General features: G+C 66.6%; 9 protein-coding genes and 2 pseudogenes. 6 read left to right on the top strand and 5 right to left on the bottom strand.

Translation table 11 applies throughout. The annotated features are described in order from the left end of the window. The 4 genes and pseudogenes from BO1_RS20490 to BO1_RS20475 form a co-directional block, all read right to left on the bottom strand. Positions 1 to 246: pseudogene (locus BO1_RS20490) on the bottom strand (23S rRNA pseudouridylate synthase B); the annotation flags it as partial. A gap of 74 nt (positions 247 to 320) precedes the next feature. After that, the gene (scpB, locus tag BO1_RS20485) at positions 321 to 1,310 is read right to left on the bottom strand and encodes an SMC-Scp complex subunit ScpB (RefSeq protein ID WP_028219156.1); all 990 of its coding nucleotides are present in this window, start codon (positions 1,308 to 1,310) and stop codon (positions 321 to 323) included. Positions 1,311 to 1,670: 360 nt separating this feature from the next. After that, the gene (locus tag BO1_RS20480) at positions 1,671 to 2,909 is read right to left on the bottom strand and encodes a pyridoxal phosphate-dependent aminotransferase (RefSeq protein WP_028219155.1); all 1,239 of its coding nucleotides are present in this window, start codon (positions 2,907 to 2,909) and stop codon (positions 1,671 to 1,673) included. Between the two features lie 110 nt (positions 2,910 to 3,019). Continuing rightward, a complete protein-coding gene (locus tag BO1_RS20475) occupies positions 3,020 to 3,937 on the bottom strand; it encodes a LysR family transcriptional regulator (protein WP_028219154.1) in 918 nt (305 codons plus the stop codon). A gap of 438 nt (positions 3,938 to 4,375) precedes the next feature. Between BO1_RS20475 and BO1_RS20470 the strand changes: the two are divergent. After that, positions 4,376 to 4,771 (top strand): annotated as a pseudogene (locus BO1_RS20470) (transposase); the annotation flags it as partial. A 361-nt stretch (positions 4,772 to 5,132) separates the two neighbouring features. After that, positions 5,133 to 5,450 (top strand): hypothetical protein, encoded by a 318-nt coding sequence (locus BO1_RS20465; RefSeq protein ID WP_156992335.1) that lies wholly within the window; start codon positions 5,133 to 5,135, stop codon positions 5,448 to 5,450. Positions 5,451 to 5,664: 214 nt separating this feature from the next. On the opposite strand, the gene BO1_RS20460 is transcribed toward BO1_RS20465, so the two are convergent. After that, positions 5,665 to 5,988, bottom strand: a complete 324-nt coding sequence (locus BO1_RS20460; RefSeq protein WP_028219152.1) for a hypothetical protein — start codon at positions 5,986 to 5,988, stop codon at positions 5,665 to 5,667. Between the two features lie 254 nt (positions 5,989 to 6,242). On the opposite strand from BO1_RS20460, the gene BO1_RS20455 reads away from it, so the two are divergent. From BO1_RS20455 to BO1_RS20440, 4 genes are all read left to right on the top strand, one after another. Continuing rightward, positions 6,243 to 6,941, top strand: a complete 699-nt coding sequence (locus BO1_RS20455; RefSeq protein ID WP_028219151.1) for a YdcF family protein — start codon at positions 6,243 to 6,245, stop codon at positions 6,939 to 6,941. 203 nt (positions 6,942 to 7,144) lie between these two features. Then, positions 7,145 to 7,393, top strand: a complete 249-nt coding sequence (locus BO1_RS20450) for a hypothetical protein (RefSeq protein WP_028219150.1) — start codon at positions 7,145 to 7,147, stop codon at positions 7,391 to 7,393. Between the two features lie 308 nt (positions 7,394 to 7,701). After that, positions 7,702 to 7,962, top strand: coding sequence for a hypothetical protein (locus BO1_RS20445; protein ID WP_028219149.1), 261 nt, complete (start codon positions 7,702 to 7,704; stop codon positions 7,960 to 7,962). Positions 7,963 to 8,308: 346 nt separating this feature from the next. Continuing rightward, positions 8,309 to 9,589 carry an EAL domain-containing protein gene (locus BO1_RS20440; RefSeq protein WP_028219148.1) on the top strand — a complete coding sequence of 427 codons (1,281 nt, stop codon included), beginning with the start codon at positions 8,309 to 8,311 and terminating at the stop codon, positions 9,587 to 9,589. Positions 9,590 to 9,641 lie beyond the last annotated feature (52 nt).

The following is a 9,641-nucleotide window of genomic DNA, read 5'->3' as shown; positions in this document are numbered from 1 at the left end:
CGGCGCGGACTCAGCCGCAGCGGCGCCTTCGCCGGCCTTGGTCTTCGCGCCCGCGCGGCGGCGCGCGATCAGGCTGCGCGGACCGCGGCGCAGGCCGCGGCGGGGACGGTCCTCGCCCCCGGCAACGCCTTCCGGCTGGCCAGCGACGTCGCCCTGGTCGGCGCGCGTGTCGTCGTCGCGCGCCGAAGACGTGCGACGCGCGGATTCGGACGCATCGGTCGAATCGGTGTCGTGGATATCAGTCAAAACAACCTCGAAATGTCAGGTTGCGCGCCCGCTCGCAATGGATTGCCCAAGGCGCGTCAAAAGTGTTTGTTGCGTCAGACGCCGCGTGGAGCGGCTTCGTCGTCCGTCGTCGAGACGGGGTCGTCCTGCGCCGCGTCGCTGCGGCTCGGGTGTGCTTCTTCGGGCGCACCGGCGGTGTGCCAGGCGGGCGCCGTCGTTTCCTGCGTATCGCTGCGGACTTCGTCGTGACGGTCCGCGTGCGGGGTCACTGCCTCGCCGCTTGCTGCGCCGCTTGCCGCGCCATCGATCACGTCGCTGGCCGCTTCGCTACCCGCGTCTGCAGCGGCGCCAATCGCGTCATGCGCCGGCGCCAATGCATCGGCATGGGCCGCATCCTGCGCGGCCGCATCGGCCATGCCCGGCGCAGGCGCCTCTTGCTCGATAGCCGCATCGGCCGAGATCGGTGCAGGCGCTTCGCCGCTTTCCGGCATGCCGGCGGCAACCAGCTGCGCTACCTCGCTCTCGGGAAATTCGATCGCGTGCTGGGCCAGCAATTGCTCGCCCAGCTGGCTCGACGGGTCGTCGAGCGGCGGCAGCTCTTCGAGCGACTTCAGGCCGAGGTCGTCCAGAAACTGACGCGTCGTTGCGTAAAGCGCCGGCCGGCCCGGCACATCCCGGTGGCCAATCACTTCGATCCAGTTGCGGTCCTCGAGCTGCTTGACGACCTGCGTGTTCACCGTCACCCCGCGAATCTCTTCGATATCGCCGCGCGTGACCGGCTGCCGGTACGCGATGATCGCGAGCGTTTCGAGCACGGCGCGCGAATAACGCGGCGGCTTCTCGGGATGCAGGCGGTCGAGGTAGGTGCGCATGGCCGGCTTGCTCTGAAAGCGCCAGCCGGACGCGAGGCCCACCAGTTCCACGCCGCGCCCGGACCATTCGTGCCGCAGGTCTTCGAGCAGGTTGCGGACTGTGTCGGCCGAAATGTCGTCGGCAAACAGTTTGCGCAGATCGCCAATTTTCAACGGCTCCTGCGTGCAGATCAATGCAGTCTCGAGGACGATTTTCGCCTCTTGGGTATTCATGCAGCCAGGTCAGACCCTAAGTAAGGTAAATCAGGTTCAAGGAACCGGATCAGACAGACGAAAGACGATGTGGAACTGGAGACGCGCTCGCCCGATTCTGATCGGTCATATTGATGGGAGCACGCACCGGGGGGCCGTTATACAACACAGAAACAGGCAAAGTGCCAGACCCAGCCGGACGGAGCAGCGAAATTCCCGCAGGGAATCGCGTGACTGAACGTCATCTTACGCAAAAACGCCGGGGGCGTAAAGACGGCGCAAGGCTCGCTTTTGTCTGCCGGAATCCGCCGCGAGGCCCGCCGATGCCCCCTGCATGGCGCGCGCCGTGGTGCAAACGTCCCGCCGCGCCATCGAACCCGCTCAGCGGCTCGCGAGATAGCGCGACAGGCGCTCGACGCCGGCGTCGAGCCGGGCCGGATCACAGGCATAGCACCAGCGCACGAAACCCTCGCCTTGCGGGCCGAACGCGCTGCCCGGCGCAAGCCCGAGGCCCACGTCGCGCACCAGCGCCTTGCACAATTCCAGGCTTTGTTCCGCCCCAGCCAGCTTGAAAAACAGGTACATCGCACCGTGCGGCACTTTCACGTCGACGCCCGGCAGCGTCGCGAGCGCCGCCGCGAGATGATCGCGCGAGGCGCGCAGGTCGGCCACGAGTGATCGTGTGAACGCCTCGCCCTCTTCGAGCGCGACGACACCCGCCTGCTGCACGAACGCAGGCGCGCACGACGTGTTGTATTCGACCAGTTTGCCGAGGTCGTCCATGAGCACGCGCGGCGCGACGATCCAGCCGAGCCGCCAGCCCGTCATGAGCCATGCTTTCGAGAATGAATTGACGCAAATCAGTCGCTCTTCGCGCGACGCCAGATCGAGAAACGACGGCGCCGTCCGCTCGCCAGCCTCGCCGTAATAGAGCCGTTCATAGACTTCGTCGGCGACGATCCAGATCCCGTGACGACGACAATGCTCCAGAACGGTGCGCTGCTCGTCGCGCGTCATCACCCATCCGGTCGGGTTGTTCGGCGAGTTGATCATGAGCAGCTTCGTGTCGGGCGTGAGCGCGCTCAGGAGACGGTCCAGATCGAGCGCCCAGCCCCGCTCGCCGTAGTCGAGCGAGATCGTCTCGACCGTCGCGCCGAGGATCTTCGGAATCTCTACGAGATTCGGCCAGAGCGGCGTCACCGCAACCGCCCGGTCGCCCGCGCCCACGACGAGTTGCGCGGCGAGCATCAGCGCGTTCACGCCGGCGCTCGTGACCGCGACGTTCTCCATCGGCGTCGCGCCGTGCAGCTCGCTCACGTATCTCGCGAGCGCCTCGCGCAGCGGCATGATGCCGAGATTGTGCGTATAGAACGTTTCCCCGCGCATGAGCGCCTCAGCAGCGGCTTCGCGGATGAACGCCGGCGTCACGCGATCGGATTCGCCGAACCAGAACGGCAGGACGTCGGCGACATCGAAGCCCGCGTTCGCCACCTCGCGGATCTGCGACGAGCGCAGCGCCCTTACCGCGTCGCGCGCCGCGGCCGGGGCGGCGGTACCCGATGCGGCGAGCGTGGAATCGAGCGAACGAGTAGCGGGCGAAGACAGATCGAGATCGCGCATCGGGGCTTCCGGAAAGGTCGGCAGGGATTTCGCGTTTGCGAAAGGTCAACAGTGTAGCGCGCGAGGCGGCGTGGCGAAGGCCCGTCCGCGGGGCTTGCGCGCCGCGTCGCTCACGCCCGCCATGCGCTGCGCATCTCCTCGGGGCCGGCGTCCAGTTGGCGGATCAGCGCCCACACGGCCTCGGCGGCGGGCGAGAGCGAGCGGTCGCGCCGGCGCACGAGCTCGACGGTGCGTTCGGCGCGCGGCACGAGCGCGCGCGCGAGCAGCGACGAGCCCGCCGGCACCGGCAGCGCGAACCGCGGCAGCACGCTCACCCCCACCCCGGCCTCCACGAGGCCGAATGCCGTCGCCGGATGCCCCAGTTCCTGCACGACGCGCGCCTGCACGCCCTGCTCTTTCAGCACGGCGTCGATCAACGGGCGGCTGCCCGAGGCGTAGTCAAGCAACACGAGCGCCTCACCGTCGAGCGCCTTCCACGAGACCTGCTCCTCGCGCGCGAGCGCGTGGTCGCTGCGCACGACCACGCAGAAGGAATCCGTGGTCAGCAGCTCGGTTTCGAGATCCTCCGCCGCAAAAGGCCCGATGACCACCCCGAAATCCACTTCGCCCGAGCGCACCTTGCGCAGCACGTCGCTCTGCACGTCGTCGCGCAGGCCGAGCGTCACATAGGGGAACTGCTGCCCGCAGGCGGCCACGACCTCGGGCATCAGCCGGCACGCGACGGTCGGGCTCGCCGCCACGACGACGCGGCCGCGCCGCTGCTCGCCAATTTCGCGGATCTCGCGCAGCGCGTCGTCGAGGTCGCCGATCAGGCGCGGAATACTCGCGATCAGGTTGGCACCGACATCGGTCAGCTGGACCTCGCGCGTGGTGCGGTCGACGAGCTTCACGCCCATCTCCGCCTCCAGCTCGCGCACGCAGCGGCTCACCGCGGACTGCGTGAGTCCGATTTCATCGCCCGCCCGGCTGAAGCTTTGCAGGCGCGCCACTTCGATGAACACCCGCAACTGCCGCAACGTCACATTCATCCGCCCGCCTCATGAATTCTTCGGTTTCATGCAATTTTATGACTTACGACAAGCATGTTACAGCCACACATGTCCAGTCGTGGTTGCCCGCGATTGTTTCGCCGCAATGCAGCAATACGGCGCAAACGCACGCCCAGTGGGCCTGCGTGCACAAGATTGGTGATTGTCCCGATTTCCCGGCGATGCGTTTTCGAGTCTCATACGGCCCTGGCAAGCACCCGCGCGGGCTTGATGCCACGCGGCTTCGAGACGAAAGCGTGCGAGCTGGCACGCTTCTCGCATTAAGGCACGTACAGGATCGCCGGACGGTCCACGGCTTTTCGAGACTGGCCCGTCCAAACCGATTCCGCCTGGTACTCCGCCAGCCGGCCGGAAGTACATGAAGAGTGCGCAGCGCGGGGCAGCGCACCGGAGATAGCTTCGCTGAGGTGAAACATGATGCTGTTCGACGATTTGAGAGACAACGAATGGGCGCTGGTCGAGGCGTTGTTCTGTGCGGAACCCGCACGGAGCGAACGGCGTGGGCGGCCCCGCGTCGAAGCGCGCGCCGTGGTCAATGCAGTGCTGTGGGTGCTCTCGACCGGTGAAGGCTGGTCCAAGCTGCCGGGCCGCTACCCCTCGCCGCCTACCTGCCGCCGCCGCTTCGACGAGTGGCAGGCCGACGGCACGCTCGCCGAGATCGTGAAGCGCCTGAGCACGAGCGGCCGCGAAATTTCGCTGCGCGGACGCATTGGCGCGACGGCCACGAAACCGCCGGCGCCGCCGAGCCGCGACCGCCTGCGCGGCGCCTTCTGGACCAATCCCGAGTCGTGGCGCGCGCCCGTCAAGATGGCCTGAGCCTTCGGCACGCGGCCTGTACCTTTCGCCTTTTGTCCTTTCCCGCCGGGCGCTGCACGCGCCCGGCGCCCGAGTTCCGCGGCGCATGCCACGCGACACTCCCCAACCGGCCCGGTCTGCCGGACATCATCGTCTGTGTCTCACGCGGCTCGCGAAGCGCCTTGCGTGATCGCCACCGGACTCAACAACATTGCCCCTTCGTGGCCGCCCGGGTTCGGGTCTGGCCGGACCGATGCCGCACCGGGATCGGTGCGTACGAAACATCTATTTACCAATATTTACAGCGCGCTTTCGCGGCGGCCATTAGCTTAGAGCCATGTCTACTAACGTGAACTACCCGTTCTGACGGGAGGCTGCCATGAAAACCATGACTCTGCTCAACCGGGGCTTCATGGTTTCGCTCTCCGCCCTCGCACTCCTCGCGCTTCTCACGCTCTCGGCCCCGCTCGCGTCCTTGCTGACACCCGACGCCAACGCCCAGCCCCCGCGCTCCGGCACGCCGCAGCTGTCCGCGGCGCACACCGGCAAGCAACCGTGGGGACTCGTCGACGACCGTCGCGCCAAAGGCGCCGCGCAACCGGTGCCACGTGGCAACCTGCGCAGTGACATCGCCGATAACGCGCGTCGCAGCGCGCCGCCGCGCCAGGACCGGCAGGACACCCCACGCAACCGATAACCGCGCGGTCGGGAAGTGGCACGAAGCGGCGGCACAAAGAAACGGTAAACGAAACGGGAAAACGTTGGATGGCGAACACAGCGCCAACATCTGCGTGTCGATGATGGGGAACCACCGCGCCTGAAGCCTGTCTACTCTTTGCCATCAAGCACAGCGTGGCAGCAGTAATTCCGGTAAGCCCGTATCTTCCGATACGGGCTTTTTTTTGGCGCGGCTATAAGCCGGATTGGCCGGCTTCGTCGGACGACTGCACGACGGCGTCGGCCACATAGTCGGCTATGCGTTGCGCAGTCCAGTTCAGGGAGCGTTCGTCGCGGGCGAGGCGCGCGAATTCGGCGCGTCCGCGGTCGGTGAGCACGGCGATATCGACCGGCGCATGAAAGCCAGGGGCGGGAGCAACGGTGCGCTGCCTGACGGTGTCCATGAACCCCAGGTCGCGCAAATATTGAAAGACTTCTGGGCGTCGCGCCCACGGGACCTGCCGATACTGCACCCGCCGCAACGCTTCGAGTACTGCTTCGTTGGAATACGTGGTCATCTCACTTCTTTCTTAAAATGCAGTCCTGCTGCCATCCCGCCTGCTGCGGCGCAATGCCGGCGAGGGCTGCGACGGCTGCACGATGCGCGGCCAGGCGCCCTGCCGTTTCCTTGCGCCGTGGCAAGGACTGCAGGTTATTCGGGCCCCCGAACGTGCGGCGCACCGGTGTCCGACACGCATCATCCCGAAAACAATACGTTACCTCATTCAAATTGATTCTATTCGGATTATTTGCGCTATTTTTTGCGCTGTTCATGCTGTGGCATGGCGCCCGTCGGCCGATCGCGATAGCCGCTGTCGTCCTTTTCTGGCTGCTCGGATCGGGATGGCTCGCCAAACCGCTAGTCGATCTGGCACAGCCCGAGAACTATCGCACTCCCTACGATCCGGCGACCATGCCAGCTTCGGCGTTCGGCCTGCGCACGGCGATCGTCATGCTCGGCGGCGGCACGGACAAACGCGCCGACGGCACGCTCGTGCCCAAGCACGACGTGTACGCCCGCATCGCGTTGGCCGCGGCGCTGCAGGCGAAGTGCCTCGCGGCCGGCGGAACCTGCAAGGTGATCGTGAGCGGCGGCAACCCACAGCATCACGCTGCCAGCGAAGCCGATACCTACGCGCCATGGCTGTTGCGCGCCGGTGTCGCCAGGCGTGACCTCGTGCTCGAGAACCGCAGCCTCACGACCTGGGAAAACGCACGCAATGTTGCGCCGATCGTGCACGCCCAACGCGCTGACACGCTCTTCGTCGTAACCTCGGCTTATCACATGCCACGCGCGATGCTGGACTTCCAGCGCTTCCGGATGAATCCGGTGCCGGCCGTGTCCGACGTGCGCCGCGTGAGCATGGGAATCTGGCCGCGCCTCGCCAATCTGCGCGACGCGGAAACCGCGTTGCACGAATTGATTGGGATTGCGCAGTTTTATGTGTACCGGATGCTCGGCTGGTTCTAGCTTGCGTGGCTAAACGGACACGCTATAGGACACGCGATGACCAATGCGCGACAAGATCCGCGAGGATATGTAAAGATATGTAACAGGCATGCGTATGCCTTATGCGATGTCATCTGGAACGAGTATTTGATCGTTAGAATGGCATGCCAATCCTGCTTGGCAGGCACCGGCTGGGTCCATAAACCGCTCCTTCGGAGGTAGTCATGAAAAAAGTGTCCCTCGCAGTCCTGATTTCGCTCTCCGCCCTGACGGGCGCTGCCTATGCGCAAACGGAAAATGGCATCACGATGAGCACCGACCCGGCCCGGGCTGCCGACGTCGAGCAGCGTGCCCAGGATCTGCAGTCGCGCCAGGAAGCCGCCGCTCAGGCGCCGGCCGAGAAGATGCCCATGAAGCATCACAAGAAGGAAGGCCATTCGCATCACATGGCGCCTGCCAAGGCTGCTGAGTAAGGTTTTGCGCATCGGCCGTGCGAGGCGGGCGCAGCGCGCATCCGCTTGTCGCCGCGCTCATTGCCGTCCTCGCTGAGCCTGCGCAACGCTGGGGCGCCCTGAGGTGCCGCTCAGGTGCCATATGCTGGCCCATGCCGCGGCGGGTCCGCGCTGCGCCATGCCGAACGAGCCGATGCCGGTCCCCGGTATCGGCTTTTTTCTTGCCTCGGCCGCCAGCATGCCTGCAAGTCGCTTCGCGCGCGGTATGCTAAAGTCGCGCACCCCGAATTCACCACCCGTTTGTGCGCGACGCGCGCGGAGAAACATCCATGAGCAACATCCAGCTCGACATCGAATGGACCGAAGCGGCATCCCGCAAGATTGAAAAGCTGATGCCCCGCGGCAAAAGCGGCGACGATATTCTCGCGCTGCCCCCCATCGAATGCCTGCCGATGGAAGGCGACGTGCTGTTCCTCGGGCCGCAAGGCAAGCAGCAGCCGTTCATCGTCGCCGAGCGCCAGTATCACCACGAAGGCGACGCCGACTGGACCATCATCCTGATCCTCGACGTGCCCCATACAGCCCACTAACGCCACTCGACGGACACATCAGCGGCTCATTGAGTGCCCCCTGCACGTCGGGGCACCTGAGCGGTGCCCGCGCGGCCCTCGAGCCGCGGCGTCGAGCCCGTCAGCCGCCCTTCCCGCGCGGCCGCCCTGCCCGCCGTCTGGCGGGCATAATTTGCCGAACCTCCGAACACTGGCGGTAAAGCGTACTGCCCAGACCGCCTTTTCCCCTGAGCCTGCGCGTCATCGCCTGTCGTTCGTCTGCGTGCCAGTCCTTGCGCGCGCGAGCGCAGTCAAATCCGCTTTCGCCTGACCGGCTGTAACCGGCCCGCGACTTCAATCACCCGCCACGAGGTGCGCCCCAAGCGCCATGTCGAACACGCAGGCATCGCTCGCCACGCTGCTCACGCATCTGGAACCGCATGACGGCGGCTTTCGGGCGCGCTGGCGCGGGACGCTGCTCGAAAGCGCATTCCAGCCGGTGCTCTCGATCACGCATCAGCGCGTGGTCGGCTATGAGGCGCTGCTGCGCGTCGCCGACACCGACGTCACGCCCGGCGGCATCGGTCCGGCCACGCTATTCGCGCGCGCGACGCCCGAGGCCGCCCGCGAACTCGATGAGCTCGCGCGTTGCCTGCATCTCGCCAACTTCACCGCGCAAGGGGTCGCTTCGGGCTGGCTCTTCCTCAACTCGCTGCCGCGCCCCACGCCCGGGGACTGGCCGACGCAAGCCGCCATCGACGGCCTGTGCCGCCACTTCGCCTTCCCGCACGCGCGCGTGGTGATCGAAGTGCTCGAGCAGCGTGCCGGCGACGAGCCCGCCTCGTTCCTCGGGGCCCGCCCACCGCCTGGCGGGCGCGATTTCCTCGTTGCGCTCGATGACTTCGGCGCGGGTTTTTCGAACTTCGATCGCGTCTGGCGCTACCGCCCCGACATCGTCAAGCTCGACCGCTCGCTCGTGCGGCGCGCGGCCAACGACGAGAGCCAGATCGCGTTCATCGCCAATCTCGTCTCGATCCTCCACCATGCGGGCGCGATGGTGCTCGCCGAGGGTGTCGAGACCGAAAGCGAGCTGATGGTGCTGATGGAGGCGGACGTCGATCTCGTGCAGGGCTTCTGGTTCGGCCAGCCGCATGCCTCGGTGCGCGCGGCCAGCGCCGACGCGCCCGCGCTCGCGCAAACGATGTGGCGACGCTTCGCCGACTATCGGCGCCGCAGCCGGCTGCACGAGCAGGTCGATCTTGGCGAGGTGACGCGCGTCATGCTGCGCGGCGCGCGCGTGCTGACCTCGGGCGGCACGCTCGAAGCCGCCGCGGCGGCGATTTTCGAGAGCGCCAATGCGCTGCGCGTCTTCGCGGCGAACGATCAGGGCGAACAGCGTGCGCCATCGATCGCGGCGCCGGGCCTCGGGCCGCCGCCGCGGCTCGCGCCGTTCTACCCGGACACGAACAGCAACTGGTCGCGCCGCGAATACTTCCGGCGCGCGCTCGCCGCGCCTGGCCGCGTGACCGTGATGGGACCGCACTACTCGCTTCATGACGGCGCGCTGTGCTACACCGCTGCCATCGCGCTCGACTACGCGGGCGCAACGCATGTGCTGTGCGCGGATTTCCCGCCGGCGCTGGCGCTGCGCGAGGCGCCGCTGAGCTAGCCGATGCAGTTGAGCGCGCGAGGCCGCGCGGCTCGTGCTGCGGCTCATGTTG

The organism is Paraburkholderia oxyphila NBRC 105797 (assembly GCF_000685075.1).
GTDB classification, from domain to species: Bacteria; Pseudomonadota; Gammaproteobacteria; order Burkholderiales; family Burkholderiaceae; genus Paraburkholderia; species Paraburkholderia oxyphila.
Note: the sequence above shows the minus strand (reverse complement) of the source record. Positions and strands in the feature narration are given on the sequence as shown.